This is a genomic window from Streptomyces sp. bgisy159, assembly GCF_965341775.1.
GTDB lineage: Bacteria > Actinomycetota > Actinomycetes > Streptomycetales > Streptomycetaceae > Streptomyces.
Window position 1 is genome coordinate 194,419 of the sequence record NZ_CBDQZH010000004.1, and the last position, 25,793, is coordinate 220,211.

A 25,793-nucleotide genomic window follows, 5' to 3' on the forward strand; every position below is an offset into this window, starting at 1 on the left:
GCCGTCGGCGGGTGCGAGCCGATGGCCGGGGCTGAGCGCCGTCGGCGGGTGCGAGCCGATGGCCGGGGCCTAGTCCGACGCCGGGTCCGAGCCCGTGGCCGAATCCGGGCCCGCGCCCATTCCCTTGGCGAACTCGGACAGGGCCCGCGCCACGTACTCCTCGGTCCGTGTCTTGGAGATGCCGAGGCCGCTGAGGACGCCGTCCCCGTGCTCGAACTCCAGCAGGGCGAGGAGGAGGTGCTCGGTGCCGATGTAGTTGTGGCCGAGGCGCAGGGCCTCGCGGAAGGTGAGTTCCAGCACCTTCTTCGCGTCGGAGCCGTAGGGGATCAGTTCCGGGACCTCCTCGGCGGCGGCCGGCAGCGCGGCGGCGGCGCTCTGGCGTACGGAGTCCAGCAGGACGCCCTGCGCGGTGATCGCCTTGGCGGCCAGCCCCTCCGGCTCGGCCAGCAGGCCGAGGACCAGGTGTTCGGGCCGGCCCTCGGGGTTGCGGGCTGCGACGGCCTCGTTGTGGGCCGCGACCACCGCGTTGCGGGCGCGCGGGGTGTACCGGCTGAAGCCCTGGCTCGGGTCCAGGTCGGCCGACTCCTTCGGCACGAACCGCTTCTGGGCGGCCTGCCGGGTGACGCCCATGCTGCGGCCGATGTCCGTCCAGGAGGCGCCGGACCGCCGGGCCTGGTCCACGAAGTGGCCGATCAGGTGGTCGGCCACGTCCCCCAGGTGGTCCGCCGCGATCACCGCGTCCTGCAACTGGTCGAGGGGTTCCGGGTGGACCTTCTTGATGGCCGCGATCAGGTCGTCGAGCCGTACGGATGACGTGATGCTCTGGTTCGTCGACATGTGTCAACCATAGGTTGACAGTCCTCGGTATGCAACCTTGGGTTGACAGTGTGGGTCGAGACGGCCGCGACCGGGCGACTCGCCGTCCGTGGCACGATCGGACCGTGAGCCCCACCGACCGCCCCGGCAGCACGCCCCGGGACGCCCCGCCCGCCGGCACCGTCGAACGCGCCTTCCGGGCCGCCCTGTACGACGCCGGTGACGCCTCCCTGGACACCGGAGCCTCGCTGCTCGCCGCGGACGTGGCGGCGGACACCGAACTCGCCGCACGCGGAACGGAGTTCGTGGCGGCCCTGTGGCGGCGCGGTTGGCAGCCCGCCGACGTGGTGCGGATCGTCCGCCGGGACCTGGACGAGGTACACGTACGCCACGTCGCCGCGCTGATCCGCGCCCAGGCGGCACAGGACCCCGCCAAGGATGGCGCCCAGGACCCCGCCAAGGATGGCGCCCAGGACCCCGCCAAGGATGGCGCCCAGGACCCCGCCAAGGATGGCGCCCAGGGTCACGCCAAGGACGGCGCCCATAGCCACGCCAAGGAACGCACCCAGAACCGCACCCAGAACCGCACCCAGAACCGCACCCAGGATCACCCGCAAGACCGCATCCAGGACCGCGAGCAAGCCAGCACTCGGAGCCACGCGCAAGGCAGCCGCGCTCGCGACCGCGCGCGGGGTCGCCGGTGGGCCGCGCAGCTCGACGAGCTGCCCGCCGACCCGCCGCCCCGCACCGACCGCTTCTCCCACGCGACCGCCGTCCTGGAGCTGTACCGCCTGCTGCTGCGCCTGCCCGCCCTGGAGCCCCTGCCCGAGCCGGTCCGCGGGCACCGGTCGGACACCCGCATGCTCACGCGGATCCGCGGCCTGCTCGCCAAGGCGGAGGCCACCGGGTTCCCCGAGGAGGCCGAGGCGCTGACCGCGAAGGCGCAGGAGCTGATGGCCCGGCACAGCGTCGACGAGGCGCTGCTCGACGCCGCCGCGCCCGCGGCCGACGTGCCCGGCGCCTGCCGTATCGGCGTGGAGCCGCCGTACGAGCAGGCCAAGGCGGTGCTGCTGGACGCGGTCGCCGCGGCCAACCACTGCCGGGCCGTGTGGAACGAACCCTTCGGCTTCTCCACGGTCGTCGGCTTCGAGGCAGACCTGGAGGTGGTGGAACTGCTCCACACCTCACTGCTCGTCCAGGCCCAGACCGCGCTGACCAAGGCGGAGGCCGCCCAGCGAGCCGGCGGACGCAAGCGCACCAAGACCTTCCGGCAGGCCTTCCTCGCGGCCTACGCGCACCGCGTCGGCACCCGGCTCGCCTCGGCCACCTCGGCCGCGCGCAGTCATGTCGGTGCGGACCTCCTGCCCGTTCTCGCCTCCCGCGAGGTGGCCGTCACCGCCACAACGGACCGTCTCTTCCCCGAGACGGTCACCACCCGCCTGCGCGGCGTCACCGACGAGGCCGGCTGGGCCGAGGGCGCCCAGGCCGCCGACCACGCGCGCGTGGAGCCCCGGCGAGGGCTGCCGCGCCACGGCTGAGTTCAGTCGCCCGCCGCCTGGAGCGCGCTCACGGTCGCGGCCGGCCCGCCGTCCTTCCGGGCGACGGCGCCGTACGACCACGGGAAGTCGAACGCGGGCGCCGAGCCGCCGGGCAGGGTGTAGGCGGCGGTGTCCGCGGCGATGGAGTCCCGCCCCTCAGCGCCGCGCACATAGGTGAGGGTGAAGGAGGCGGCGCCCTGTCCTGCCAGGGTGAGCGGTTGGGCGCGGGCGGCCGGGTGGCGCGGCACCGGGACCGCCGCACCGGCCGCCGTCAGCCGGACCTCGGGGAACCCCTCAAGGGTGCAGTCCGCCCCGGTGTTGGTGATCGTGACGGTGACGCTGCCGGTGTCACCGGCAGCCGGGGCGGCGTTGACGGGGCCGAGCTGCGAGTCGAGCGCCTCGGCGGTGCAAGGGTGGGTGGCCGTGGCCGGGGCCTGCCCGTCGTCGGTCCCGCCCGCGGCGGCACTCGTGCCGCCGTCGGCGCCGCTGGTGCCTCCGCTGTCGCAGCCGGTCAGCAGCAGAGCCGCGGCGAGGGCGCCGAGGGCGGTGAGAGCGGCAAGGGAGGTGCGGCCCTTGGTGCGGGGGAGCGGTCCGGAGCGCATCGTGGCTGTCCTCGGGGTCGTGAGGTGCGTGGGTTACTTGGTCGCCGGTGTCGTCGACCTGTGTTGTCATCTTGTGCCGCTGTCCTGCGCCGTCGACCTGCGCCGTCGACCTGCGCCGCTGTCCTGCGCCGTAGACGTGCGTTGCCGACCTGTCTGCCGACCTGCGTTGCCGACCTGCGTTGCCGACCTCCGCAGTCGGCGAAGGGGCCTACGGGCCGACGGCCGGCGTCTGCGACGCCATTGCCTCCGGCAGCCCGGACGGCAGGCTGCCCTCGCCCGCCTTGCGGTACGTCTCGGTGCCGACCGCGCTGTCCCAGGTCACCTTGAGCGTGTCGCCGCCGACGGAGTCGACCTCGCCGACGACGCGGTCCTTCCTGCCGCTGGCGCAGCCCAGCCGGAAGACCCGCGTCCCCGACTCCTCGCCCAGGGTGCCCTTGCAGACGGTCCCGCCGGTCGCGTAGAGGGCGGCCTTGTCGCCGATCGCCATCAGGACGACGGCCTCGCCGCCGTCCGTGGCCAGCCAGCTGCCCTCCAGCGGCCCCGCGGAGGCGGACGCGGACGCCGTGGGATTCGCCGAGCCGTCGCCGGAACCGCCGCTCGAAGCCCCGCCGGTGGCGCCGCCGTCCGCCGTCGCCGTGGTGCCCGGGGCGGCGGAGGAACCGTCGTCCGAGCCACCGCCGCCGCAGGCCGTCAGCGTCACCGCCAGCGCACCGGCCAGCGCGACGCCCGCGGCCCACGTCCGCCGGCGGGCCTCAGGACCCCGCCGGGTCGAGTACATCACTGAAGTCACAGCAACTCCCCAAACACGCTGAGCCCGGCGGAAGACCCCGGAGAGGCCCACCCCTCCGGCAGGTCCGCAGCAAGCTACCAGGCACTACCAGGAGGACTTCCGCACCCCCGGCAGGTGCCCCGCGTGCGCCTGCGACCGCAGGCTCACCCGGGACAGCCCGAACGTCCGGAAGTACCCACGGGGACGCCCGTCCACCTGGTCCCGGTTGCGCACCCGGGTGGCGCTCGCGTCGCGCGGCTGGCGGCGCAGCTCCGCCTGGGCGGCGGCCCGCTCCTCGGCCGTCGACGTCGGACGGCGGACGATCTCCTTCAGCTCGGCCCGGCGGGCGGCGTACCGCGCGACGGTCTCCCGTCGCTTCTCGTTCTTCGCGATCTTGCTCTTCTTCGCCATCAGACCCGCACCCCCCGTGCGCGGATCCGGGCCACCGCGGCCTCGATCCCGAGCGCGTCGACCGTCTTGATCCCCTTGGTGCTCAGCCGCAGCCGGACGTACCGCCCCTCGCTCGGCAGCCAGTAGCGCTTGGACTGGATGTTGGGGTCGAAGCGGCGGGAGGTCCGCCGGTGGGAGTGGGAGACGCGGTTGCCGAAGCCGGGCCGGGTGCCGGTCAGCATGCAGTGAGCGGACATGGGTGACGTACCTCTCCTGGGGCGAGGGTGGTAATGGGATTCATTTTCAGTAAGATAGCAGCATGGCACGCAACGAACTCCGCCCGGTCATCAGGCTCCGGTCCACGGTGGGGACCGGCTACACCTACGTGACCCGCAAGAACCGCCGCAACGACCCGGACCGCATGACCCTGCGCAAGTACGACCCGGTCGCCGGCCGCCACGTCGACTTCCGAGAGGAGCGCTGACCACCGCCATGCGCAACGGAATCCACCCGCCGTACGGTCCCGTCGTCTTCCGGGACCGGGCAGCGAACCACGCCTTCCTGACCCGCTCCACCATGACGAGCGAGAAGACGATCGAGTGGGCGGACGGCGGCACCTACCCCGTCGTCGACGTCGAGATCTCGAACGTCAGCCACCCCTTCTACACCGGCACCGCCCGCGTCCTGGACACCGCCGGACGCGTCGAGCGCTTCGAGCGCCGGTACGGGAAGAAGGGCTGATGCTCCCCGTCGTGATCGTCGGCGGGCTGCACGCCGACGCCCGCCGGGCGGCGGTCGACCGGCTGCTCGCCGACGTCACCGGCGCGGTCGTGCTCCACCACGACCTGGCCACGGCCGGCGCCGGGACCGTCGTACGGACGATCCGCGACGCAGGCGGCGTTCTCGCGGCCGGTGAGGCACCCCTGGTCAACGACTGCGCGTGCTGCGCGCTGCGCGAGGACCTGGTGCCCGAGCTGCGCCGGCTCGCCGAGGACGGGGTGACGCGGCTCGCGGTGGTCGAGCTGTGGGACTCCGTCGAGCCGAAGGCGATGGCCGAGGTCGTCGTCGCGGGAGGGCTCACGGTCACCGGCGTGATCACGGCCGTCGACCCGGCGCTGGTGCTGCCGTACCTCGGCAACGGAGACGACCTGGCCGAGCGCGGCCTCGCGGCGGCCGCAACCGACCGGCGCACCGTGGCCGACACCTTCGCGCGGCAGCTGGAGTACGCCCCGGTCCTCGCCGTTCTCGCCTCCCCGGAGGCCGACGACGAGGACCACGAGCTGCTGGCGCAGCTCCATCCGACGGCCCGCCGCGTCCTCGTACGGGACGGACGGCCGGGCGGGCCGCCGGGCAGCGCGGGCTCCGACGCCGCGGCGGACGCCACGACGCCCCGGGGGAGCGCGCCGGGGGCACCGCCGGCTGCACGTGCAAACGCCGAACCGCCCCTTCCGGCCCCGCCGGCTTCCCCGACCCCGCCGGCCTCCCCGGGCTCCCCGACCCCTCCGACTCACCTTGTCTCCCCGATCCCACCCTCGCCCGACCCCTCCCCCCTCGCCGCAGCCGCCCTGGCGGGGTTCGACGTGGAGGCGGCTGCCGCCGCCCAGCACCCCGCCTGTGCCCTGCTGCCCGCCGAGGCCGACGCGCACGGCGTGGGGACGTTCGTCTGGCGCCGCCACCGCCCCTTCCACCCGGAGCGGCTGTACGCGGCGTTGGAGGACCTGACCTGCGCCGCCGCCCGCAGCCGGGGCCGGTTCTGGCTCGCGGACCGGCCCGACACACTGCTCCACTGGGACGCGGCCGGGGGTGCCCTGTGCGTGGAGTCGGCCGGCCCCTGGCTGGCCGCGCTGCCCGACGCGGCCTGGGACATGGTGCCGGCGGTGCGCCGTGCCGCCGCCGCGATGGACTGGCACCCCGAGCACGGCGACCGCTGCCAGCACCTCGTCTTCACCTCGCCCGGCCTCGACCGCGACGGACTGGCCCGGCTGCTGGAGTCCTGCCTGCTCACCGAGGCCGAGTACGCCGCCGGCCGGGACGCCTGGAAGCGGCTGCCGCCCGCCTTCGACACCTTGCTGGAGATCTGACCCATGCCCGCCAAGCGCGACCGCAAGCCCACCACCGGACACCGGCCCAACCCGCTGGACCAGGCCGGGATCACCTACATCGACTACAAGGACACCGACCTGCTGCGGAAGTTCGTCTCCGACCGCGGCAAGATCCGCAGTCGGCGGGTGACCCGGGTGACGTCCCAGCAGCAGCGACTGCTGGCCCGGGCGATCAAGAACGCCCGTGAGATGGCCCTCCTGCCCTACGGCTCACGCTAGGGCCCGCACCCGGGATCTGCACCGGGCCCCGCCCCCCGGACCAGTGCAAGGGGACCTGCACCAGGGACCTCCCTCCCCCACGGAGCTGCACAAAAGGGACCTGCCCCACGGACCTGCCCCACGGACCCCCACGGACCTGCCCCACGGACCAGCCGCCCCCAACCGACCGCCCCGGCCGGCCTCTCCCCCGTCGGCCGGGGCGGTCTGCGCTCGTCGCCGGTCCTGGACCGGTGCCGCCCGTGGGAGTGTTTCCGGCCACCGGTCCACCAGGGCCCGGCGGCTCGCCCCACCACGGACCCGACGATGAGATGACCCCCGGGACCGCCGTGGGTATGACCCCGGCCTCGGCCTCGGGCATGACCCGGCCGTCGTCCGCGTGGACCGGTCCCCCTCCCGGCGGACCTCGGGGCCAGTCCCGTCACCAGGCGAAACATCCGTTCGGCCCAGGTCGTGCCGGCCCGTGGCGCCCCCAATACCACGGAACGGATGCCCGCCGTCCGGTGAACCGGAGCCGATCCGGCCGCCCCCCGCTCACAGAACCGTCATTTGAACGCTGGAACATGGACCGCGTCGCACGCGTCTCTTCTAGTGCGCGAAGGGCTCTGGCTCTGCGCGAGGGGTTCGATCGGGCGATCCGCCGCAGCGGGCACAGCATGGGCCGCGGGCTTCGGGGCAGGCGCTTCGGTAAAGCGGGCGTCAACGCTGTAACCGCGGGACCACCCCGCGTGCACGTGCATTTGCTCGCGCATCTGCACATGAACGGGGTTATGATCCGGGACAGTTGACCATCGCATCAATGGCCACACCAGCCAGTGCACCATCAGGGAGCGACCTGTGGACCACGACGTTGACGGGGGACGCGACGTGTACAACGGCATGACGGCCACACAGCTGCACGGGGTTGCCTGGCAGAAGAGCAGGCACAGTAATTCGCAGGGTTCGTGCGTGGAGTTCGCGCGGCTGCCGGGCGGCGACGTCGCCGTCCGCAACTCGCGCTTCCCCGACGGCCCGGCGCTCGTCTACACCCGCGCGGAGATCGAGGCGATGCTGCTCGGCGTCAAGGACGGTGAATTCGATCACCTGGTGGCCGGCTGACGGCCGGCGACCCTGGCGCGCCCGTCGTGTGTGACGCGCGTAGAAACGCGGCGCCGCAGTGCGCCGCGTTCCTCTACTCCGCCGGGGCGTGTACCCGGAACAGCGCCCAGACGACCTTGCCGCCCAGGGTGCCGGCCAGCGGGTGCCAGCCCCAGCCGTCGGCGAAGGAGTCGACGAGGAAGAGGCCGCGCCCCGACTCCGCCGAGAAGTCCTCGGTGTCGCGCGCGACGGGGCTGTCCTCGCCCGGGTCCCGCACCGCACACACCAGCCGTCCGGTCCACCGCATCAGGTGCAGTCGTACCGCGGCGCCGCGCTCGGGCGGGCACAGGCCGGGCGTGCGCGGCTCGGGCACGGAGGGCAGGCCGTGCCGCAGGGCGTTGGTGACGAGTTCGGAGACCACCAGGCAGACGTCGTCGGAGCGATCGTCGACGCCCCACTGGTCGAGGGTCTTCCGGGTGAACTGTCTCGCCTCGCGCACCGCTTCGTAGCGGGCGGCCAGGGCGCAGGAGGCGGCGTCGGAGACGGCTGCGGGATCCAACGGCGGAAGGCCCTGCCGTAACGGCTTGAGCATGGTCGATCCATTCGTCCCCATGCGAGGCACTCCCGGGAATTCGCGGTCGTTGCGATGCAGCGGTGGCGCGGGACCATGGTTTCGGATGCGTACACCAGATGCAAGAGCAGATGCACGTGCACGTGACCGAATTGGACCTGACCGTACCGCTTCTTGGCCATTTTTTCCGCCATCTTCCTGCCGCTCGGCGGCTCCCTCCGTGTCCTTCCGCGCGTGTTCCGGGGTCCCGCCCCGGTGTGCCCTCGCCCTCAAGCTTTGGCTTCTTTCCGTCTCTGTAATCGGGCGAGTACTGCTCGGAGTGTTTTAGTGGCAGACTTCGGCCCCTGAAGACGGTTGGGGAGGCTGGCGAACGTGAGCGCGGGAGAGCCCGGATCGGTGGTGCGACGCATGCTGCTCGGCTCGCAACTCAGGCGACTGCGTGAGTCACGTGGCATCACGCGCGAGGCCGCGGGTTACTCGATCCGCGCCTCGGAGTCGAAGATCAGCCGGATGGAGCTGGGCCGGGTGAGCTTCAAGACGCGAGACGTCGAAGACCTGTTGACGCTGTACGGCATCACGGACGAGGCGGAGCGCGCGGCGCTCGTCGGACTCGCCCGCGAGGCCAACGTGGCGGGCTGGTGGCACAGCTACTCCGACGTCCTGCCCAGCTGGTTCCCCACCTATGTCGGCCTGGAGGGCGCGGCCTCCCTGATCCGCGCCTACGAGGTGCAGTTCGTGCACGGCCTGCTGCAGACCGAGGCGTACGCGCACGCGGTCGTCAGCCGGGGCATGAAGGGTGCGAGCGCCGCCGACATCGACCGGCGGGTGGCGTTGCGCCTGGAGCGGCAGAAGTACCTGGTCTCCGAGAACGCCCCCGAGTTCCACGTCGTCCTCGACGAGGCCGCGCTGCGCCGGCCCTACGGTGACCGCGAGGTGATGCGCGGCCAGCTCCAGCACCTCATCGACGTCTCCGAGCAGTCCAACGTGCGGCTCCAGGTCATGCCGTTCAGCCTCGGCGGCCACTCCGGCGAGTCCGGCGCCTTCACCATCCTCAGCTTCCCGGAGTCCGACCTGTCGGACGTGGTCTACCTGGAGCAGCTGACCAGCGCGCTTTACCTGGACAAGCGCGAGGACGTCGCCCAGTACGAGCAGGCGCTCAAGGAACTCCAGCAGGACAGCCCCGGGCCGGACGAGAGCCGGGACCTGCTGCGCGGGCTGCTGCAGCTGTCGTAGGGGACAACCCTCGATTTCCGTGCGGGACAGGGTCGTTCTGAAACGAGCACGCCAACTGACCTGATTCGTCAGTACGATGACACGTGATCAGAGCGCGAGCGCCCCGGCGGCAAGGGATTGAGGGATCACATGTCGTCCTGCTTCACCGACCTGGCCCTGCAGTACATCGGCGGTGAGTGGCGCCCGGGTACCGGCTCCTGGGACATCATCGACGTCAATCCGTACGACGGGACCAAGCTGGCCTCGATCACCATCGCCACCATCGACGAGGTCGACCAGGCCTACCGCGCCGCCGAACGCGCGCAGCACGCCTGGGCGGCGACCAACCCCTACACCCGGCGGGACGTCTTCGAACGCGCCCTTCGGCTGGTCGAGGACCGGGAGCGGGAGATCACCGAGGCGATCATCGCCGAGCTGGGCGGTACTCACCTCAAGGCCGGTTTCGAGATCGGCCTCGCCAAGGAGTTCCTGCGCGAGGCGGCTCAGCTGACGCTGCGCTCCGAGGGCCGGCTGCTCCCCTCGCCCATCGAGGGCAAGGAGAACCGCCTCTACCGCGAGCCGGTCGGCGTCGTCGGCGTGATCAGCCCCTTCAACTTCCCCTTCCTCCTGTCGATCAAGCCGGTCGCTTCCGCGCTCGCCCTGGGCAACGGCGTCGTCCTCAAGCCGCACCAGGACACTCCCGTCGTCGGCGGCACGCTGATCGCCAGGCTCTTCGAGGACGCCGGTCTGCCGCCCGGGCTGCTGAACGTCGTCCTCACCGACATAGCCGAGATAGGCGACGCCTTCATCGAGCACCCGGTGCCCAAGGTGATCTCCTTCACCGGCTCCGACAAGGTCGGCCGCCACATCGCCACCGTGTGCGCGGCCCAGCTCAAGCGGACCGTCCTCGAACTGGGCGGCAACAGCGCACTGGTGGTCCTCGACGACGCCGACATCGGCTACGCGGTCGACGCGGCCGTCTTCAGCCGGTACGTCGACCAGGGCCAGGTCTGCATGGCCGCGAACCGGGTGCTGGTGGACCGGTCGGTGGCCGAGGAGTTCACCGAGAAGTTCGTCGCCAAGGTCAGAACCCTGAAGACCGGGGACCCGAGCGACCCGCAGACCGTCATCGGCCCGGTCATCAACTCCCTCCAGGCCAACGCCGTGACCGCCGCCGTCGACCAGGCCGTGGCCGAGGGCGCCACGGTCCTGGTGCGCGGCGAGGCGTCCGACAACCTCGTGGGCCCGTCGGTCCTCACGGACGTCCCGGCCCACTCGGCCCTCCTCCACAAGGAGATCTTCGGCCCCCTCGCCCTCGTCGTCCCATTCGACGGTGAGGAGGAGGCCATCCGCATCGTCAACGACACGCCCTACGGCCTCAGCGGCGCCGTCCACACCGCCGACATCGAACGGGGTGTCGCGTTCGCCAAGCGCGTCGACACCGGGATGTTCCACGTCAACGACGGCACCATCCACGACGAGCCGCTCGTCCCCTTCGGCGGCGAGAAGCACTCCGGGATCGGCCGCCTCAACGGCGAGACGACCCTGGACGCGTTCACGACCCTGAAGTGGATCTCGGTCCAGCGGGGCCGGAGCCGGTTCCCGTTCTGACCCCGTCCGCGCCGGCGCCGGAAAGCCGGGCCCCACGACTCCTCGCGATGCGGTGCACGTCCGTCAGCGCCTCGTGCATCCGCGCCAGCACGTACCGCAGTTGCGCGGGTGTCGCGCGCCGGTCCGCGAGCAGGTCGGCGGCGTGCCCGAGCAGATCGCCCGCCATGGCCAGCTGCGTGACCTCCAGGGTGTCCGCGAGCCGCGACACGTAGCCGGTGCCGTCGCCGACGACGTAGCAGGGCTTCCCGTCCTGCCCGGCCCACGGCAGCAGCCGGGCCGGAGCGCTCCCTTCCGTCATGTCGCCGCCTCCCGCCGCGGCGCCGGGCGCGGAGGCCCCTGCGGGACCCCCAGCGACCCCACCCCGATCCCGAGCGGTTTCCGGGACGCCCTGAAGAGACGGGCGATACGGTGGTTCACGTCGTCAGCTCCTTCACGCTTGTTGTCGCTTGTTGATGACCACGCCCCCGGACCGGTGCCACGGTCGAGGGGGCTTCGCTTTCTGTGACGAATCAGTCACACTCTGCGGCAATCGGGGCTAGCCTCGCCAGAGGGGACGAGGTGACAGACGTTTTGTCACAGGGGAGTTGATCCGATGGGCACCATCTACGGCGACTGGCTCCGTCAGCGGCGCGAGGCGAAGGGCCTCACCCAGCAGGAACTCGCCGACCGGGCCGTCATGACCCGTTCGCACATCGCCCACATCGAGGCGGGGCGCCGGGTCCCGTCGAGGGAGGACGCGCGCCGACTGGACCGGGCGCTGGGCACGGGGAATGTGCTGAGCAGCTTTCTGCCGCGGGACGACGTGGCGATCGCCGACTACTTCGAGGCGGTACGCGTACTCGAACAGCAGGCGTCGATGATCAGGGAGTTCTCCCCGGCCTATGTCCCTGGGATTCTGCAGACGGAAAGGTACGCGCGTGCGGTTCTGAGCTCGGCGTTCCCTCCGGTGAGTGACGAGGAGTGTGACAGGCGCCTCGTCACACGCCTGGAGCGCGGGAAGATCCTCGAAGACCCGGTGGCCCCCGTGGTGTGGGTGCTACTGGACGAAGCCGTGCTCAGGCGCCCCGTGTGCAACCGGGAAGTGATGGCCGAGCAGATCACGCACCTCGTCCGGCTCGTCGAGGCCCGACGTATCCGGGTGCATGTGCTGCCGTTCGCCGTGGGCCTCTACCCCTTGCAGGACGGTGACCTCAGACTGATGTGGTTCGAGGACCAGCCGCCGTTGGCGTACACGGAGGGCCAGGGGATGGGGAAGCTTCATGATTCCCCGTCGGTGATCCACGAGTTGAGGAATCGCTACGATCTCGCGCTGAGCGACGCGTTGCCGCTGATGGACTCACTGGCTCTGCTCAGGGCCACCGCGAAGGAGTACGGACACCATGACTGACCGAAGCATCCCGGACGCCGCGGCTCTGAGCGGCTGGCGCAAGTCTTCCCACAGCAGTCCGAACGCCGACAACTGCCTCGAAGTCCTCGACACCCACCCCGCCGGCATACCCGTACGCGACTCCAAGAACCCCCACGGCCCCGCCCTGCTCTTCACGGCGTCCCCCTGGGCCGTCTTCGTCGGGGCCGTGAAAATCGGAGAGCCCCCGACGGGCATTGCGGACAGTATCTGACCGCAAGGGTCCGTAACGTCGTCGGTGTCAGGCAGGGGGCAGGAACCCCGGCGGCTCCGGCGAAAGGCAGACGGTCATGGTCATGCACGTTCCCTCGGCAGAGTGCGGTGACGAGCGCGGGGCGCTGCTGGCGTTCCTGGAGGAGCAGCGCGGCGGCATCCGCCGTTCGGTGCTGGGGCTGACGGAGGAGCAGGCGTCCTCCCGGCCCAGCGCCAGTGAGCTGTCGCTGGCGGGGCTGGTCAAGCACGTCGCGGAGGTGGAGCAGGGCTGGGTCGCGCTGGCCAAGGGCGAGGAACGGGCCGTGCAGCGGGACCAGTCGAACTGGCACGAGTGCTTCCTGCTGGTGGGCGACGAGACCGTCGAGTCGCAGCTGGCGTACTGGGAGAAGGTCGCCGCCGAGACGGAGGCGTTCGTGCGGTCGGTGCCGAGCCTGGACGACAGCTTCCCGCTGCCCAGCGAGCCGTGGTTCCCGCCGGGTGAGCGCGTCTCCGTGCGCTGGCTGATGCTGCACCTGGTCCGTGAGACGGCCCGGCACGCCGGCCACGCCGACATCATCCGGGAGTCGCTGGACGGGAAGACGGCGTTCGAGCTGGTGGCGCAGGCGCAGCAGGGCTAGGGCCCGGTCCCGTGGAACGGGTGTGCCGGATCTAACCTGGTCGGCATGTCAGCGATCCGTCTCCTCGTGCTGGGCGCGGTGCGCCAGCACGGGCGGGCCCACGGCTACCAGGTGCGCTCCGACCTGGAGTACTGGGGCGCCCACGAGTGGTCCAACGCCAAGCCCGGCTCGATCTACCACGCCCTGAAGCAGCTGGCGAAGCAGGGACTGCTGCGCGCGCACGAGACCGCCCCGTCCACGGTCGGCGGCCCGCCCCGCGTCGAGTACGAGATCACCGGGGCGGGCACCGAGGAGTATCTGCGGCTGGTGCGCGACGCGCTGACGTCGTACGACCAGAAGGTGGACATGAAGTCCGCGGCGATCGGCTTCATGGTGGACCTCCCGCGCGGTGAGGCGGTGGCGCTGCTCCGGGAGCGGATCCGGCGGATCGAGGAGTGGCGCGCGGCCGTCACCGAGCACTACGTCCCCGAGGACGGGCCCGAACAGCTCGGGCACATCGGCGAGATCATGAACCTGTGGGTCCACACGGCCGACGCCGAGGCCGAGTGGACGCGGGGGCTGATCGAGCGCGTCGAGCGCGGTGCCTACACCTTCGCCGGCGAGGGCGAGCCGTTCGTCGGCGTCCTCGCCGAGGGTCAGCAGAACCCGTGGGCGACGGGGGAGCGTCACCCCGGGGACGATCGCTAATCAAGTTTGACCAGTGCAGGGTGCACCGCTACTCTGACGGTGCTAGTCAAGTTTGACTAATGGAGGAGCGGAAGACGTGACGGATCTCGCGATCAGCGTCGAGCGGGCCCGCAAGAGATACGGCGGGAAATCCGCGCTGGACGGCCTCGACCTGCGGGTCGCCCCGGGCACCGTGCACGGGGTGCTCGGACCCAACGGCGCGGGCAAGACCACCCTCGTCCGCGTCCTGTCCACGCTGCTGCGACCCGACTCCGGCCGGATCACGGTGGCCGGCCACGACGTCGTCAGCCAGGCACGTGCGGTACGCCGGAGCATCGGACTGCTCGGCCAGCACGCCGCGCTGGACGAGGACCTCGGCGGCCGCCAGAACCTGGAGCTGTTCGGCCGCCTCCACCACCTGGGCGCCCGCCACGCGCGCGTGCGTGCCGGCGAACTCCTGGAGCGCTTCGACCTCGCCGACACCGGCCGCAAGCCGGTGCGCGCCTACAGCGGCGGTATGCGGCGCCGCCTCGACCTCGCCGCCTCCCTCATCACCGAGCCCCGGGTCCTCTTCCTCGACGAGCCCACCACCGGCCTCGACCCGCGCGGCCGGGCCGAGGTCTGGGCCTCCGTCCGCTCCCTCGTCGGCGGCGGGACCACGGTGCTGCTCACCACCCAGTACCTGGAGGAGGCCGACCAGCTCGCCGACCGCATCGCGGTCGTCGACGCCGGCCGGGTCGTCGCCGACGGCACGGCCGACGAGCTGAAGGCGATGACCGGCGGCGACCGCATCGACGTCACCCTGCGCCGCGCGGGCGACCTGGGCGCCGCCGTCGCCCTGCTGCCGGTGCCCGCGTCCGGCGTCACCGTCGACGCCGACCGGCGGCTGCTCAGCGCGCCCGTCACCGACCGCATGGCCGCCCTCGCCGGGGTGCTGCGGGCCCTGACGGACGCCGGCATAGAGGCCGAGGACATCGCCCTGCGCCGCCCCACCCTCGACGAGGTGTTCCTGCACCTGACCGCAGACCCGGTGAAGGAGACCGTATGACCGCCCACGTCGTCACCGACTGCTGGACCATGACCCGCCGCGAACTCGCCCACTGGGCCCGCCAGCCCGTCCGGGTGGCCGTCGGCGTGCTCTTCTCCGTGCTGCTCCTGCTGATGTTCGGCTACCTCGTCGGCGGCGGCCGGGGCGTCGACGGCGAGTACCTCGACTACCTGGTGCCCGGCATGCTCGCCCTCACGATGGCGTTCGGCCTGGAGTCGACCATGCTCGCCGTCACCCAGGACCTCGACAAGGGCGTCGTCGACCGCTTCCGCTCCCTGCCGATGGCCAACGGCGCCGTCCTGGTGGGCCGGTCGGCCGCCGACATGCTGCAGTCCGTGCTCGCCCTCGCCGTGATGGTCGCGGTGGCCTTCGCCCTCGGCTGGCGCGTCCACGGGGGCCCCGCCGCCTTCCTCGGCGCGCTCGGCCTGCTCCTGCTGTTCCGGTTCGCCATGCTGTGGATCGGCATCCACCTGGCCCTGGTCGCCGGGCGGCCGGAGATGGTGCAGACCGTGCAGATCCTGGTCTGGCCGGTCGGCTTCCTGTCCAACGCCTTCGCCACGCCCGACGCCATGCCCGGCTGGCTGGGCACCGCCGTCGAGTGGAACCCGCTGTCCCAGACGGCCACGGCGGTGCGGGACCTGTTCGACGGCCCCGGCGGCGAGGCCGGACACCTCTGGGCGGCCGTCGTATGGCCGCTCGGGCTGCTGGCGGTGTTCCTGCCGCTGGCGGTACGCCGGTTCGCCCGGCTGGACCGCTGACCGGGGGGAGCGCGGCGGCAGGTGGTGCTCCGGGACCCGGGCTTGCACCTCACGCGACGTGAGGACCCATGGTGGACCACGTACCGAGAAGGGAGCGGAAGTGAGCCACCCCGCAGGACAGGACTACTCCGTGGGCCAGGTCGCCGGCTTCGCCGGGGTCACGGTGCGCACCCTGCACCACTACGACGACATCGGCCTGCTCGTCCCCAGCGAGCGCAGCCACGCGGGCCACCGGCGTTACACCGACGCCGATCTCGACCGGCTGCAGCAGATCCTGTTCTACCGGGAGCTCGGCTTCCCGCTCGACGAGGTCGCCGTCCTGCTCGACGACCCGGACGCGGACCCGCGCGCACACCTGCGCCGGCAGCACGAACTGCTGACCGCCCGGATCGAGAAGCTGCGCAAGATGGCGGCGGCCGTGGAGCACGCCATGGAGGCACGCACGATGGGCATCAACCTCACCCCCGAGGAACGGTTCGAGGTCTTCGGCGACAAGGACCCCGAGCAGTACGCCGAGGAGACCGAGCGGCGCTGGGGCGGGACCGACGCGTACGCCGAGTCGCAGCGCCGCGCGGCCCGCTACACCAAGGAGGACTGGAAGCGCATCACGGCGGAGGTCGACGACTGGAGCCGGCGCTACACCGAGCTGGTGGCGTCGGGCCGGCCGCCGACCGGCGAGGCCGCCATGGACCTCGCCGAGGAGCACCGCGGGCACCTCGCCTCGTGGTACTTCGACTGCCCGTACGAGATGCACCGCTGCCTGGGGGAGATGTACGTCTCCGACGAGCGGTTCAAGGCGTACTACGACGGCATGCACGAGGGGCTCGCCGAGCACCTCAGGGACGCGATCCTCGCCAACGCCGACCGGCACTCGGAGTGACGTCCTGGCTCGGGGGCGGCCCTACGGTCACTCCTGGGCCAGGACCACCGCCGTGCCGTACGCGCACACCTCGGTGCCGACGTCCGACGCCTCCGTCACGTCGAAGCGGAACATCAGCACGCCGTTCGCGCCCCGCGCGCGTGCCTGCTCGACGAGGCGTTCCATCGCCTGGTTCCGCGTCTCCACGAGCGTCTTCGTCAGGCCCTTCAGCTCACCGCCGATCATCGACTTGAGACCGGCGCCGATCTGACTGCCCAGGTGCCGGGAGCGCACGGTCAGCCCGAAGACCTCGCCGATCACCTCCTGCACCCGGTACCCGGGCACGTCGTTCGTCGTCACGACCAGTACATCCGGCCGGGGTCCCTGGCCGCCGCCGTATTCCTCGATACCCATGTCCACAGCTTTGTCCGGGGGCGGGCAGGGTGCATCCTGGGATCACCCATGGAACCCGGGCCGTGGCGGCTGCGTTGTACGTTGGGGCAGCCAGCCCCACGCCCGCATCCCACAGCAGGAGCCACAGACCCGTGACCACGCTTGCGCTCGGCCCCGAGTGGCTCAGCCCGGACTATCTGATCGAGACCTTCAGCCTGCCCGGCATCCTGCTGATCGTCTTCGCCGAGTCCGGGCTGTTCGCCTTCCTGCCCGGCGACTCCCTGCTGTTCACCGCAGGTCTCTTCGTGGCCGAGGGGGACTACATCAGCCAGCCGCTGTGGCTGGTCTGCACGCTGATCGTGCTCGCCGCCGTCCTCGGCGACCAAGTCGGTTACATGATCGGCAAGTTCCTCGGCCCCAAGCTCTTCAACCGGCCCAACTCCAAGCTCTTCAAACAGGAGAACCTGGACAAGGCCCACGAGTTCATGGAGAAGTACGGCCCGAAGGCCATCGTGCTGGCCCGCTTCGTGCCCATCGTGCGCACCTTCGCGCCGATCGTGGCCGGCGCCGGCCGCATGAAGTACCGCACCTTCCTGTCGTACAACATCGTCGGCGGTGTCGCCTGGGGCACGGGTGTCACCCTCGCGGGTTACTGGCTGGGCCAGATCGACGCCATCAAGAAGAACGTCGAGGCGATCCTCGTCCTGATCGTCCTGGTCTCCGTCGTCCCGATCATCATCGAGTACCTGCGTGAACGCTCGAAGAAGAAGCGCGCCGCCGCCCAGACCCCGGCCACCCCGGCCCCGGCCGCCCAGGTCCAGCAGGCCCCGTACCCGGTGACGGACGACGCGACCACCCAGCTCCGCCGCATCCCCGCAGCCGACCCCCAGCCGCAGCCTCAGCAGCAGCCCCGGCAGCAGCCCCGGCAGTACGACCAGAACCAGTACTACGGCCAGCAGTACGGCGGGCCCGAGCAGTACCCCCAGCCCCAGCAGCAGCCCCAGGGCAACGGCTACTACCAGCAGACCAACGGCCAGTACCCGTACGACCAGAGCCAGGGGCAGGGCGGCTACTAGCCCTCGCCCTGAGGGCGCGGGGGAGCCGCGCGGACGGCCGTGCCCGCCCGGCGCTCCCGGGCGGACACGGCCGCCCGGACTCCGCCGCGCCCGCTCAGAAGCCGCGCGTCCGCTTGGCGGCCCGGCGCTTCTCCACGGACACCCGCAGGAACATCCGGGACATCTCCGAACCCAGGTTCACGCCGATCGCGATGGCCATCGCCAGCGCCGCCGCCTTGGTCAGCGAGGCGATCCCCGCGTCCACCTCGTTCTGCGCGATGGACAGCACCCCGAAGTACGTCGCCGAACCGGGCAGCAGCGGCCCGATCGCCGCGGTGGTGAACGGCAGCGCCGAAGCGAACCGGTGCCGCGCCAGCAACTGCCCGAACAGCCCGACCAACCCGGCCGCCGCGGCCGTGGCGGCGACCGGCGAGATGTCCCCCGCGTAACGCATCGCGCCGTAGACCACCCAGGCGACTCCCCCGTTGAGGGTCACCGCGACCACCGTCGACCGCTCCTGCTGCAACAGCACCGCGAAGGTCAGCGACAGCACCATGGAAGCGGCGATCTGCCACACCGGGCGCTCGACGCTGCCCAGCTGCGCGTCGGGGCTGAACCGGGCGCCCAGGTTCACGCCCAGGAAGAGCACCACGAGCACCCCGACGACGATGCCCACGAGGAAGTACATGACCTCCAGCAGACGCGCGGCGGCCGTGATGTAGAAACCGGTCAGCCCGTCCTGCACGCCCGCCACCAGCGCCCGCCCCGGCAACAGCGCGAACAGCCCACCGGTGATGACCGCGGACGCCTTCACGTCGACGTGCGCCAGGTTCAGCGCCACCCCCATCGCGGCCGGCGGCATCGCGGCGACCAGGAACTGGTAGAACTCCGGCAGCCCGCGCCCCGCGCACAACCACGCCAGCCGGTCGCCGAGCATCGCCCCGACCGCCGCCGCCACGAACACCAGCGGGCCACCGCCGACCAGCACCGAGGCCGCCCCCGCGAGCAGCCCGCTCGCCGAGGTGAGCACCCAGGTCGGGTACGGGTGCCGGTTGCGGCGTATCTCCGCCAGACGCCGGTACGCCTCCTCCAGGGAGACGCTGGTCTCCGCGTCGGTGAGGTCGTCCACCAGCCGGAACACGGCCGCCAGCCGCGTGTAGTCGGTGCCCCGGCGCCGCACCGTGCGCGACGCCGTCACCGGGTCCTCCACCAGCGACGGCTGGTACGAGATCGACAGCAGCGTGAAGGTCACGTTCGGCTCGCAGCGGTCCAGCCCGTAGCTGCGGCACACCGCGAACATGGCGGCCTCGACGTCCTCGGCGCCCTCGCCGCCCGCCAGCAGCAGCTCGCCGAGCCGCAGCGTCAGGTCGAGCACGCGCGGCACCGCCGGGACGTCCTCCTCCGCTTTCTGCACGGGTTCGGGCGCGGGCCGGTCGGCCACCGACATGCGCAGCATCGTGCGCATCCGGTGCTGCCAGGGCACGTCCCCGGCCAGAGCGACCGCCGGTATCCCGGCGGGAGGCGTGAAGGCGGGCGGGGCGTTGCGCGAGCCGTACGTGCTGGGCGGGGTGAACGCCGAGCCCTCCGGCTCGGCCGGGGGCGGATGCGGGACGTCCAGGCCCTCGGGAAGGGCGAACTCGGACGTGGTCTCCGACTCGCCGCCGCCCTTCGGGACCCCCAGCCCCCGGGGAATGGCGAACTCCGACGTCAGCTCGGCGTCGTAGACACCCTGCGCCTCGTCCGACTGTGGCTTGCGGTCCTCCGTCTCCGGCACTGAGCAACGCTCCCTGAACGACACCTTCCGTGAGCCCTCAGTATGCGCACACACGGCGAAGGGGCCGCACACACGCGCGTGCGGCCCCTCTCAGCGGCGTTGGCCGAAGGCCCGCGGGCTCTCCGGCAGACGGCCGGGCTCAGTGGCCGCCCTGCTCCTTGAAGCGCTTGTAGGACCGCTCGATCTCGATCTCGGCGTCGGTGCGGCCGACCCAGTTGGCGCCCTCGACGGACTTGCCGGGCTCCAGGTCCTTGTACACCTCGAAGAAGTGCTGGATCTCCAGGCGGTCGAACTCCGACACGTGGTGGATGTCACGCAGGTGCTCCACCCGCGGGTCGGTCGCCGGCACGCACAGCAGCTTGTCGTCGCCGCCGGCCTCGTCGGTCATGCGGAACATGCCGATCGCGCGGCAGCGGATCAGGCAGCCCGGGAACGTCGGCTCGTCCAGGATGACCAGCGCGTCCAGCGGGTCGCCGTCCTCGCCGAGGGTGTTCTCGACGAAGCCGTAGTCGGTCGGGTAGGCGGTCGAGGTGAAGAGTCGACGGTCCAGGCGGATCCGACCGGTCTCGTGGTCCACCTCGTACTTGTTGCGCGAACCCTTCGGGATCTCGATCGTGACGTCGAACTCCACCGGTGGCTCCTCCATGATCAGCACATACTTCGGGTGATTAAGTGTCCCTCACGCAGGTGTGTGATCGCGAAAGGGGCTGGTGGTCGTGCCAGAACTGAGGCCTTGGCGGGCCGCGAGACCGCACGCGGTGCGGGTCGCCGCCGCCGTACGACCACGCGTCGCGCGGCTGTCCGCAGCCGCCAAGCCGCAGTTCACACGGCTCGCGCAGGTCGCGGGACCGCTGCTCGCACGAGTGCCGCGAACCATCGGGCCGCGCCTCGCGATCACGAGGCCGAAGGCCGTCAGGACCTGGCGGTACACCGCGGGTGCGGCCACGGCCGGGCTGGCACTGGCCGCCGGGGTGGTGACCGCCGCCGGCCCCTGGGACTCCTCGGGTCAGCGTACGGCCGAGCGGGACCGCGCCGCCGCCCAGGGCCGTACGGGTGGCGCAGATCACGGCCGCCCGCCGTCCGGCCCCCGTCCGGCCGCCCCGCGTCCCGCGCCCAGCGCCGTCGCCGTCCTCACCGGCCTGGGCGGCACCGCCGCCGGGACCGGACGGTCCGCCCCCGGCTCCGTGCCCGACCCGGCCGCCCTGACGGCCGTCCTGGACCCGCTGCTGGACGTCCCGGCGCTCGGCGGCCGGCACGCCGCCGCGGTCGTCGACGTGGCCACCGGCCGGCTCCTGTACGGCGCCGCCGACGGGGCCGGCCGGGCTCTGACCCCCGCTTCCACCACCAAGATCGCCACCGCGGTCGCCGCGCTCTCCGCGATGGGCCCCGACCACCGCCTGACCACGCGCGCGTCCCTGGAGGCCGACACCGGGGAACTCATCCTCGTCGGCGGCGGCGACCCCACCTTGACCGCCAGGGCGGCCGCGGACGGCTGGGCCAGCCTGCGCACCCTGGCCGCGGACACCGCCGCCGCGCTGAAGAAGCGCGGCATCACCCGGGTCACGCTGTCCTACGACACCAGCCTGTACGCCGGCACCCGGATTCACCCCATCGGGGTCAACCCCAACCTGGCCCCGGTCACCGCACTGATGGTCGACGAGGCCCGCACCGACGACTCGACGAGCGGACCGGCGCGCCGGGCGGCCGACCCGGCCGCGGACGCCGCACGCCGCTTCGCGGACCTCCTGCACAAGGCCGGCGTCACGACGACCTCCCCCGGCCCGTCCAAGGCCACCGCCCGCGCGCGGACACTGGCCGCCGTCTCCTCGCCGCCGCTGTCCGACGTGGTCGAGCGGATGCTGACCAACAGCGACAACGACATCGCCGAGGCCCTCGCCCGGCACACCGCCCTCGCGAGCGGCGAACGCGCCGACTTCGCCGGCGGCGGCCGCGCGATCCGCGCCCGGCTGGAACGGCTCGGGCTGCCCCTGGCCGGAGTCCGCTTCCAGGACGGCAGCGGCCTCGACCGGCGCGACCGGCTCACCCCGAAGCTCCTCACCGCGCTCCTCGTCAAGGCCGCCGACCCGGCCCACCCGGAACTGCGCACCGTCCACACCGGCCTGCCCGTGGCCGGCTTCACCGGCACCCTGGCCGGCCGGTACGCGCAGGGCGCGGCGGGTGTCGTACGCGCCAAGACGGGCACCCTGACCGGTGTCAACACCCTGGCCGGCACGGTCGTGGACACCGACGGCAGGCTCCTGGCCTTCGCCCTCCTCGCCTCCGACACCACGAACGCCGGGGCCGCCCAGGCCGCGCTGGACCGCGCGGCCACGGCGCTGGCGGCGTGCGGGTGCCGGTGACACCCGCCGAGCCCGTCGGGGCCATGGGCCCCGCCGGTCAGCGGCCCGCCCGCCGACCGTGGCACCCGCCCACGGGCACGGGCCTCGCGTCCGTGGCCTGCCCCCGGCCGCGGGGCTCACGTACGGTTGACGCATGACGAGCATCGGTGGTGCGGAGATGGTCGACTGGAATCTCGCGGTGGCGACCGCGACCCGCCTCGTACGGCCGGGTCCGGAGGTGAGCCGCGACGAGGCCAGGGCCGTCGTCGCGGAGCTGCGCCGGCACGCCAAGGCCTCCGAGGAACACGTCCGGGGCTTCACCCGGATGGGCACCGAGGAGACCCACGACACCCCGGTCCTCGTCGTCGACCGCCCCGGCTGGATCCGGGCCAACGTCGCGGGCTTCCGGGAGATCCTCAAGCCCCTCCTCGAGAAGATGCAGGAGCGGCGCGGCAACAGCACCGGCGGCGCGGTCCTGGGCGCCGTCGGCGGCAAGGTCACCGGCGTGGAACTCGGCATGCTGCTGTCGTTCCTCGCGTCCCGCGTCCTCGGCCAGTACGAGACGTTCGCCCCCGCCACGCGCGAGCTGCCCGCCGGGGAGAACGGCGGCGGCCGGCTGCTCCTGGTCGCGCCGAACATCGTCCACGTGGAGCGCGAACTCGACGTCGAGCCGCACGACTTCCGCCTGTGGGTCACTCTGCACGAGGAGACGCACCGCACCCAGTTCTGCGCCGTGCCCTGGCTGCGCGACCACCTGGAGGGCGAAATCCAGTCTTTCTTGGGGGAGACCGACGTCGACCCCATGACCTTCCTGGAGCGCGTCCGGGAAGCCGCCCAGTCCCTGGCCGGGGGCCGCCCGGAGGGCGAGGAGGACGACGGCGGGCACTCCCTGGTCGAGCTGGTGCAGACCCCGGCGCAGCGGGAGATTCTCGGCCGTCTCACCGCCGTGATGTCCCTGCTGGAGGGCCACGCCGACTTCGTGATGGACGGCGTCGGCCCGGACGTCGTGCCGACCGTCGCCGAGATCCGCGAGAAGTTCCAGCAGCGGCGCGCCAAGGGCGCCTCCCGCCTGGATCTCGCGCTGCGCAAGCTCCTGGGACTGGACGCCAAGCTCCGGCAGTACCGGGACGGCGAACGCTTCGTACGGGCCGTCGTCGGCCAGGTCGGCATGGACGGCTTCAACCGGGTGTGGACCTCACCGAACACCCTCCCCACCAAGGCCGAGATCGCCGAACCGGCGGACTGGATCGCGCGGGTGCATCGCAAGGCCGAGTCGTGAGCCCCTCGCGGCCGCGGTGAACCGGATTCGGCCGACGGCAGGCGAACGCCCCCGCAATCACCCGTCCGAGGGACCGTGAGCCCTGGGCAGGCGTGCAATGCTCGGGGAACGGCCCGGTTCTGTCACCATCTACACACTCTGAGTGACCGGCCTCGGGCTCACCCCCCGAACTCCACGAAGGGAACCGGACATGGGTCCCCATCCTGCGGTCGCGGCGATACGCCTGGCGGTCCGCCGCGTCCTTCACGACCTCCTCACCGAACAAGCCTCCGCCACCACGGGCACGGCTCCCGCACTCCCGGCAGTCGCCCCCGTCCCGGCCCCGGCGGGCACCGGCGCCGCGCCGGCACCGTTCGGCGGCGCGCCGACTGATCCCAGCTCGGCGCCGACGGGTCCCGGCAACGCGTCAGCGGGTCCCCGCAACCCGTCAGCGGGTCCCGGTACCGCGCCGGTCGATCCCGGCGGTGCGGCCACGGCTCCCGGCTCCGCAGCGGTGGGCATCGGCTCCGCCCGGGCGGGCACCGGCGCCGCCACGACCGGGGGCGGCACCCTCTCCGCCCCGCGCACCGTTTCCTCCTCACCCACCGTCCCTGACGGCGCCGACCCTCATGGCGCCGACTTCGGCGGTGCCGGGTCCGGTGGTGCGGGGGCTTACGGTGGCGGGTCCGGTGGCGCGGAGGCGTACGGTGCCGGGTCCCTCGGCGCTGGGCGTCCGGGTGGCGAGCCCCGCGGCGCCGGCCGCCAGAACCTCGCCGCAGGGCGCCCCGCGGCACCGCTCGTCCTCGTCGCCTGCTCCGGCGGCGCCGACTCGATGGCGCTCGCCTCCGCCCTCGCCTTCGAAGCCCCCCGGCTCGGCATCCGCGCGGGCGGCATCACCGTCGACCACGGCCTGCAGCCGGGCTCCGACCTTCGCGCCGCCGAAGTCGTCCTGCGCCTGCGCGAGCTCGGCCTGGACCCCGTGGAGTCCACCGCCGTCACCGTGGGCCGCGAGGGCGGGCCCGAGGCCGCCGCCCGGGACGCCCGGTACGCCGCCCTGGACGCCGCCGCCGAACGCCACGGCGCCGCCGCCGTCCTGCTCGGCCACACCCGCGACGACCAGGCGGAGACCGTCCTCCTCGGCCTCGCCCGCGGCTCCGGCATCCGCTCCCTGTCCGGTATGGCCGCGGTCTCGGGGGCCGACGGCCGCTACCGGCGCCCCTTCCTCCAGCTCGACCGGCAGACCGCCCGCAAGGCCTGCATGGTCCAGTCCCTGCCCGTCTGGGACGACCCGCACAACGCCGACCCGGCCTACACCCGCTCCCGGCTCCGCCACGAAGGCCTGCCCGCCCTGGAGAAGGCGCTCGGCAAGGGCGTCGTCGAGGCCCTCGCCCGTACGGCCCAGCTCTCCCGTGACGACGCCGACGCCCTCGACGAATGGGCCGGCCAGGCCGACGCCACCGTCCGCGACGCCGCCGGCCTCCTGGAGTGCGCCAAGCTCTACGCCCTCCCGCCCGCCGTCCGCCGCCGGATCCTGCGCCGCGCCGCCATCGGGGCCGGCGCCCCGGCCGGCTCCCTGTTCGCCCGCCACATCGAGGAAGTCGACCGGCTGATCACCGGCTGGCGCGGCCAGGGAGCCATCAACCTCCCCGGCAAAGTCGTCGCCCGGCGCCAGGGTGGCAGACTGGTGATTCGGCAAGGCTGAATCCCGACTCCCCGACCGGGGGCGGGACCCGACCCCGACCCCAACGGGGCCGGAAGCCGGTGGCCGTAAGTGCGGGACGACCGAAAGTGATGCGGGTGGACGCGAAAGACATGGGTGCCGACCTCAAGCAGGTGCTCATCACCAAGGAAGAGATCGACGCCAAGCTGGCGGAGCTGGCCGCGAAGATCGACGCGGAGTACGCGGGCAAGGACCTGCTCATCGTCGGCGTCCTCAAGGGCGCGGTGATGGTCATGGCCGACCTCGCCCGAGCGCTGTCCACCCCCGTCACCATGGACTGGATGGCCGTGTCCTCCTACGGCGCGGGCACCCAGTCCTCCGGCGTCGTGCGGATCCTCAAGGACCTCGACACCGACATCAAGGGCAGGCACGTCCTGATCGTCGAGGACATCATCGACTCCGGGCTGACCCTGTCCTGGCTGATCAACAACCTCGGCTCGCGCGAGCCCGCCTCCCTGAAGGTGTGCACCCTGCTGCGCAAGCCCGACGCCGCCAAGGTCGCCATCGACGTGGAGTGGGTCGGCTTCGACATCCCCAACGAGTTCGTCGTCGGCTACGGCCTGGACTACGCCGAGAAGTACCGCAACCTGCCGTTCGTCGGTACGCTCGCGCCCCACGTCTACGGCGGCTGAGCCGTCCGTGCCCGGTCGCTGAGCCGGACGGGCCAGTCTTGTCAGACGATCGGGAACCCCAGCGGGTTCCGCACCGTTGGAGCATGCAGACGGCGTCACCGGCCTCTCCGTGCGGCTTCGGGCCACCATGCTGGGGTACCGTCAGAAGAACT

Annotated in this window: 29 protein-coding genes and 1 pseudogene; 20 read left to right on the forward strand and 10 right to left on the reverse strand. The window is 72.3% G+C overall.

The annotated features are described in order from the left end of the window. Nucleotides 1-69: 69 nt before the first annotated feature. Nucleotides 70-837, reverse strand: coding sequence for a Clp protease N-terminal domain-containing protein (locus ACSLTV_RS06535; RefSeq protein ID WP_432135207.1), 768 nt, complete (start codon nucleotides 835-837; stop codon nucleotides 70-72). Between the two features lie 185 nt (nucleotides 838-1,022). Here ACSLTV_RS06535 and ACSLTV_RS06540 point away from each other — a divergent pair, with 185 nt between their 5' ends. After that, entirely contained in the window at nucleotides 1,023-2,354 is a 1,332-nt protein-coding gene (locus tag ACSLTV_RS06540) for a DUF2786 domain-containing protein (protein WP_435611823.1), read from the forward strand. A 2-nt stretch (nucleotides 2,355-2,356) separates the two neighbouring features. Here ACSLTV_RS06540 and ACSLTV_RS06545 read toward each other — a convergent pair whose 3' ends face one another. The 4 genes from ACSLTV_RS06545 to rpmB all read right to left on the reverse strand — a co-directional run bounded on the left by ACSLTV_RS06545 (nucleotide 2,357) and on the right by rpmB (nucleotide 4,372). Continuing rightward, nucleotides 2,357-2,956, reverse strand: coding sequence for a DUF4232 domain-containing protein (locus ACSLTV_RS06545; RefSeq protein WP_432155984.1), 600 nt, complete (start codon nucleotides 2,954-2,956; stop codon nucleotides 2,357-2,359). Between the two features lie 208 nt (nucleotides 2,957-3,164). Beyond that, nucleotides 3,165-3,746, reverse strand: a complete 582-nt coding sequence (locus tag ACSLTV_RS06550) for a hypothetical protein (RefSeq protein WP_432155985.1) — start codon at nucleotides 3,744-3,746, stop codon at nucleotides 3,165-3,167. Nucleotides 3,747-3,830: 84 nt separating this feature from the next. Further along, nucleotides 3,831-4,136: a 30S ribosomal protein S14 gene (gene rpsN, locus ACSLTV_RS06555; RefSeq protein WP_432155986.1), complete on the reverse strand. Its 306-nt coding sequence runs from the start codon at nucleotides 4,134-4,136 to the stop codon at nucleotides 3,831-3,833. Further along, nucleotides 4,136-4,372 carry a 50S ribosomal protein L28 gene (gene rpmB, locus ACSLTV_RS06560; RefSeq protein ID WP_432135212.1) on the reverse strand — a complete coding sequence of 79 codons (237 nt, stop codon included), beginning with the start codon at nucleotides 4,370-4,372 and terminating at the stop codon, nucleotides 4,136-4,138. Before rpmB ends, rpsN begins: the two co-directional genes overlap by 1 nt. Nucleotides 4,373-4,434: 62 nt before the next feature. On the opposite strand from rpmB, the gene rpmG reads away from it, so the two are divergent. The 5 genes from rpmG to ACSLTV_RS06585 all read left to right on the forward strand — a co-directional run bounded on the left by rpmG (nucleotide 4,435) and on the right by ACSLTV_RS06585 (nucleotide 7,531). Further along, nucleotides 4,435-4,599 carry a 50S ribosomal protein L33 gene (rpmG, locus tag ACSLTV_RS06565; protein WP_432135213.1) on the forward strand — a complete coding sequence of 55 codons (165 nt, stop codon included), beginning with the start codon at nucleotides 4,435-4,437 and terminating at the stop codon, nucleotides 4,597-4,599. An 8-nt stretch (nucleotides 4,600-4,607) separates the two neighbouring features. After that, nucleotides 4,608-4,856 carry a type B 50S ribosomal protein L31 gene (locus ACSLTV_RS06570; RefSeq protein WP_432135214.1) on the forward strand — a complete coding sequence of 83 codons (249 nt, stop codon included), beginning with the start codon at nucleotides 4,608-4,610 and terminating at the stop codon, nucleotides 4,854-4,856. Further along, nucleotides 4,856-6,196 (forward strand): CobW family GTP-binding protein, encoded by a 1,341-nt coding sequence (locus tag ACSLTV_RS06575; RefSeq protein ID WP_435611801.1) that lies wholly within the window; start codon nucleotides 4,856-4,858, stop codon nucleotides 6,194-6,196. Before ACSLTV_RS06570 ends, ACSLTV_RS06575 begins: the two co-directional genes overlap by 1 nt. Nucleotides 6,197-6,199: 3 nt before the next feature. After that, a complete protein-coding gene (rpsR, locus tag ACSLTV_RS06580; RefSeq protein WP_432135216.1) occupies nucleotides 6,200-6,436 on the forward strand; it encodes a 30S ribosomal protein S18 in 237 nt (78 codons plus the stop codon). An 834-nt stretch (nucleotides 6,437-7,270) separates the two neighbouring features. Beyond that, entirely contained in the window at nucleotides 7,271-7,531 is a 261-nt protein-coding gene (locus ACSLTV_RS06585) for a DUF397 domain-containing protein (RefSeq protein WP_398866139.1), read from the forward strand. A gap of 73 nt (nucleotides 7,532-7,604) precedes the next feature. Here ACSLTV_RS06585 and ACSLTV_RS06590 read toward each other — a convergent pair whose 3' ends face one another. Further along, a complete protein-coding gene (locus ACSLTV_RS06590; RefSeq protein WP_435611802.1) occupies nucleotides 7,605-8,102 on the reverse strand; it encodes an ATP-binding protein in 498 nt (165 codons plus the stop codon). A 387-nt stretch (nucleotides 8,103-8,489) separates the two neighbouring features. Between ACSLTV_RS06590 and ACSLTV_RS06595 the strand changes: the two genes are divergently transcribed. Together ACSLTV_RS06595 and ACSLTV_RS06600 are read left to right on the forward strand one after the other, a co-directional pair. Then, nucleotides 8,490-9,314, forward strand: a complete 825-nt coding sequence (locus ACSLTV_RS06595; protein ID WP_432135237.1) for a helix-turn-helix domain-containing protein — start codon at nucleotides 8,490-8,492, stop codon at nucleotides 9,312-9,314. A 129-nt stretch (nucleotides 9,315-9,443) separates the two neighbouring features. After that, nucleotides 9,444-10,904 (forward strand): aldehyde dehydrogenase family protein, encoded by a 1,461-nt coding sequence (locus tag ACSLTV_RS06600; RefSeq protein WP_435611803.1) that lies wholly within the window; start codon nucleotides 9,444-9,446, stop codon nucleotides 10,902-10,904. Here ACSLTV_RS06600 and ACSLTV_RS06605 read toward each other — a convergent pair. Next, complete coding sequence (locus tag ACSLTV_RS06605) at nucleotides 10,849-11,202, reverse strand: hypothetical protein (protein WP_432135219.1); 354 nt, start codon at nucleotides 11,200-11,202, stop codon at nucleotides 10,849-10,851. The two genes, ACSLTV_RS06600 and ACSLTV_RS06605, sit on opposite strands and share 56 nt — an antisense overlap. Nucleotides 11,203-11,496: 294 nt before the next feature. Here ACSLTV_RS06605 and ACSLTV_RS06610 point away from each other — a divergent pair, with 294 nt between their 5' ends. The 7 genes from ACSLTV_RS06610 to ACSLTV_RS06640 all read left to right on the forward strand — a co-directional run bounded on the left by ACSLTV_RS06610 (nucleotide 11,497) and on the right by ACSLTV_RS06640 (nucleotide 16,491). After that, entirely contained in the window at nucleotides 11,497-12,291 is a 795-nt protein-coding gene (locus ACSLTV_RS06610) for a helix-turn-helix domain-containing protein (protein WP_432155991.1), read from the forward strand. Beyond that, nucleotides 12,284-12,523 carry a DUF397 domain-containing protein gene (locus ACSLTV_RS06615; protein ID WP_435611804.1) on the forward strand — a complete coding sequence of 80 codons (240 nt, stop codon included), beginning with the start codon at nucleotides 12,284-12,286 and terminating at the stop codon, nucleotides 12,521-12,523. The genes ACSLTV_RS06610 and ACSLTV_RS06615 overlap by 8 nt, the downstream gene beginning before the upstream one ends. Before the next feature lie 76 nt (nucleotides 12,524-12,599). Next, a complete protein-coding gene (locus ACSLTV_RS06620) occupies nucleotides 12,600-13,139 on the forward strand; it encodes a DinB family protein (RefSeq protein WP_432155992.1) in 540 nt (179 codons plus the stop codon). A gap of 45 nt (nucleotides 13,140-13,184) precedes the next feature. Further along, nucleotides 13,185-13,826, forward strand: coding sequence for a PadR family transcriptional regulator (locus ACSLTV_RS06625; RefSeq protein WP_432135222.1), 642 nt, complete (start codon nucleotides 13,185-13,187; stop codon nucleotides 13,824-13,826). A 76-nt stretch (nucleotides 13,827-13,902) separates the two neighbouring features. Beyond that, entirely contained in the window at nucleotides 13,903-14,853 is a 951-nt protein-coding gene (locus ACSLTV_RS06630) for an ATP-binding cassette domain-containing protein (RefSeq protein ID WP_432135223.1), read from the forward strand. Continuing rightward, nucleotides 14,850-15,611: an ABC transporter permease gene (locus ACSLTV_RS06635; protein ID WP_435611805.1), complete on the forward strand. Its 762-nt coding sequence runs from the start codon at nucleotides 14,850-14,852 to the stop codon at nucleotides 15,609-15,611. The genes ACSLTV_RS06630 and ACSLTV_RS06635 overlap by 4 nt, the downstream gene beginning before the upstream one ends. A gap of 100 nt (nucleotides 15,612-15,711) precedes the next feature. Next, a complete protein-coding gene (locus tag ACSLTV_RS06640; RefSeq protein WP_432135225.1) occupies nucleotides 15,712-16,491 on the forward strand; it encodes a MerR family transcriptional regulator in 780 nt (259 codons plus the stop codon). Between the two features lie 27 nt (nucleotides 16,492-16,518). Here the strand turns inward: ACSLTV_RS06640 and ACSLTV_RS06645 are convergent, their stop codons facing one another. Next, on the reverse strand, nucleotides 16,519-16,884 hold the full coding sequence (locus tag ACSLTV_RS06645) for a YbjQ family protein (protein ID WP_432135226.1): 366 nt from the start codon (nucleotides 16,882-16,884) through the stop codon (nucleotides 16,519-16,521). A gap of 131 nt (nucleotides 16,885-17,015) precedes the next feature. Here ACSLTV_RS06645 and ACSLTV_RS06650 point away from each other — a divergent pair, with 131 nt between their 5' ends. Beyond that, on the forward strand, nucleotides 17,016-17,939 hold the full coding sequence (locus tag ACSLTV_RS06650; protein ID WP_435611806.1) for a DedA family protein: 924 nt from the start codon (nucleotides 17,016-17,018) through the stop codon (nucleotides 17,937-17,939). Nucleotides 17,940-18,033: 94 nt separating this feature from the next. Here the strand turns inward: ACSLTV_RS06650 and ACSLTV_RS06655 are convergent, their stop codons facing one another. Both ACSLTV_RS06655 and ACSLTV_RS06660 read right to left on the reverse strand, forming a co-directional pair. Continuing rightward, on the reverse strand, nucleotides 18,034-19,692 hold the full coding sequence (locus ACSLTV_RS06655) for a threonine/serine ThrE exporter family protein (RefSeq protein WP_432135228.1): 1,659 nt from the start codon (nucleotides 19,690-19,692) through the stop codon (nucleotides 18,034-18,036). A gap of 139 nt (nucleotides 19,693-19,831) precedes the next feature. Continuing rightward, nucleotides 19,832-20,323 carry an inorganic diphosphatase gene (locus ACSLTV_RS06660; RefSeq protein WP_121791090.1) on the reverse strand — a complete coding sequence of 164 codons (492 nt, stop codon included), beginning with the start codon at nucleotides 20,321-20,323 and terminating at the stop codon, nucleotides 19,832-19,834. Between the two features lie 79 nt (nucleotides 20,324-20,402). On the opposite strand from ACSLTV_RS06660, the gene dacB reads away from it, so the two are divergent. From dacB to hpt, 4 genes and pseudogenes are all read left to right on the forward strand, one after another. After that, the gene (gene dacB / locus ACSLTV_RS06665) at nucleotides 20,403-22,052 is read left to right on the forward strand and encodes a D-alanyl-D-alanine carboxypeptidase/D-alanyl-D-alanine endopeptidase (protein ID WP_435611807.1); all 1,650 of its coding nucleotides are present in this window, start codon (nucleotides 20,403-20,405) and stop codon (nucleotides 22,050-22,052) included. Nucleotides 22,053-22,185: 133 nt separating this feature from the next. Further along, nucleotides 22,186-23,310 carry a zinc-dependent metalloprotease gene (locus ACSLTV_RS06670; RefSeq protein WP_432135230.1) on the forward strand — a complete coding sequence of 375 codons (1,125 nt, stop codon included), beginning with the start codon at nucleotides 22,186-22,188 and terminating at the stop codon, nucleotides 23,308-23,310. Between the two features lie 751 nt (nucleotides 23,311-24,061). Continuing rightward, a pseudogene (tilS, locus tag ACSLTV_RS06675) lies at nucleotides 24,062-24,991 on the forward strand (tRNA lysidine(34) synthetase TilS); the annotation flags it as partial. Nucleotides 24,992-25,080: 89 nt separating this feature from the next. Further along, the gene (hpt, locus tag ACSLTV_RS06680; RefSeq protein WP_381078971.1) at nucleotides 25,081-25,641 is read left to right on the forward strand and encodes a hypoxanthine phosphoribosyltransferase; all 561 of its coding nucleotides are present in this window, start codon (nucleotides 25,081-25,083) and stop codon (nucleotides 25,639-25,641) included. The last annotated feature ends 152 nt before the right edge of the window (nucleotides 25,642-25,793 follow it).

Excerpts from the sequence above, each read along its gene's own strand:
- ACSLTV_RS06595 (WP_432135237.1), top strand. The coding sequence starts at position 8,490 with ATGCTGCTCGGCTCGCAACTCAGGCGACTGCGTGAGTCACGTGGCATC.
- ACSLTV_RS06635 (WP_435611805.1), top strand. The coding sequence starts at position 14,850 with ATGACCGCCCACGTCGTCACCGACTGCTGGACCATGACCCGCCGCGAA.
- ACSLTV_RS06615 (WP_435611804.1), top strand. The coding sequence starts at position 12,284 with ATGACTGACCGAAGCATCCCGGACGCCGCGGCTCTGAGCGGCTGGCGC.
- ACSLTV_RS06620 (WP_432155992.1), top strand. The coding sequence starts at position 12,600 with ATGGTCATGCACGTTCCCTCGGCAGAGTGCGGTGACGAGCGCGGGGCG.
- ACSLTV_RS06545 (WP_432155984.1), bottom strand. The coding sequence starts at position 2,956 with ATGCGCTCCGGACCGCTCCCCCGCACCAAGGGCCGCACCTCCCTTGCC.
- rpmB (WP_432135212.1), bottom strand. The coding sequence starts at position 4,372 with ATGTCCGCTCACTGCATGCTGACCGGCACCCGGCCCGGCTTCGGCAAC.
- ACSLTV_RS06670 (WP_432135230.1), top strand. The coding sequence starts at position 22,186 with ATGACGAGCATCGGTGGTGCGGAGATGGTCGACTGGAATCTCGCGGTG.
- ACSLTV_RS06600 (WP_435611803.1), top strand. The coding sequence starts at position 9,444 with ATGTCGTCCTGCTTCACCGACCTGGCCCTGCAGTACATCGGCGGTGAG.
- rpsN (WP_432155986.1), bottom strand. The coding sequence starts at position 4,136 with ATGGCGAAGAAGAGCAAGATCGCGAAGAACGAGAAGCGACGGGAGACC.
- ACSLTV_RS06645 (WP_432135226.1), bottom strand. The coding sequence starts at position 16,884 with ATGGGTATCGAGGAATACGGCGGCGGCCAGGGACCCCGGCCGGATGTA.
- ACSLTV_RS06535 (WP_432135207.1), bottom strand. The coding sequence starts at position 837 with ATGTCGACGAACCAGAGCATCACGTCATCCGTACGGCTCGACGACCTG.
- ACSLTV_RS06610 (WP_432155991.1), top strand. The coding sequence starts at position 11,497 with ATGGGCACCATCTACGGCGACTGGCTCCGTCAGCGGCGCGAGGCGAAG.
- rpmG (WP_432135213.1), top strand. The coding sequence starts at position 4,435 with ATGGCACGCAACGAACTCCGCCCGGTCATCAGGCTCCGGTCCACGGTG.
- ACSLTV_RS06625 (WP_432135222.1), top strand. The coding sequence starts at position 13,185 with ATGTCAGCGATCCGTCTCCTCGTGCTGGGCGCGGTGCGCCAGCACGGG.
- ACSLTV_RS06570 (WP_432135214.1), top strand. The coding sequence starts at position 4,608 with ATGCGCAACGGAATCCACCCGCCGTACGGTCCCGTCGTCTTCCGGGAC.
- hpt (WP_381078971.1), top strand. The coding sequence starts at position 25,081 with ATGCGGGTGGACGCGAAAGACATGGGTGCCGACCTCAAGCAGGTGCTC.
- rpsR (WP_432135216.1), top strand. The coding sequence starts at position 6,200 with ATGCCCGCCAAGCGCGACCGCAAGCCCACCACCGGACACCGGCCCAAC.
- ACSLTV_RS06575 (WP_435611801.1), top strand. The coding sequence starts at position 4,856 with ATGCTCCCCGTCGTGATCGTCGGCGGGCTGCACGCCGACGCCCGCCGG.
- ACSLTV_RS06590 (WP_435611802.1), bottom strand. The coding sequence starts at position 8,102 with ATGCTCAAGCCGTTACGGCAGGGCCTTCCGCCGTTGGATCCCGCAGCC.
- ACSLTV_RS06605 (WP_432135219.1), bottom strand. The coding sequence starts at position 11,202 with ATGACGGAAGGGAGCGCTCCGGCCCGGCTGCTGCCGTGGGCCGGGCAG.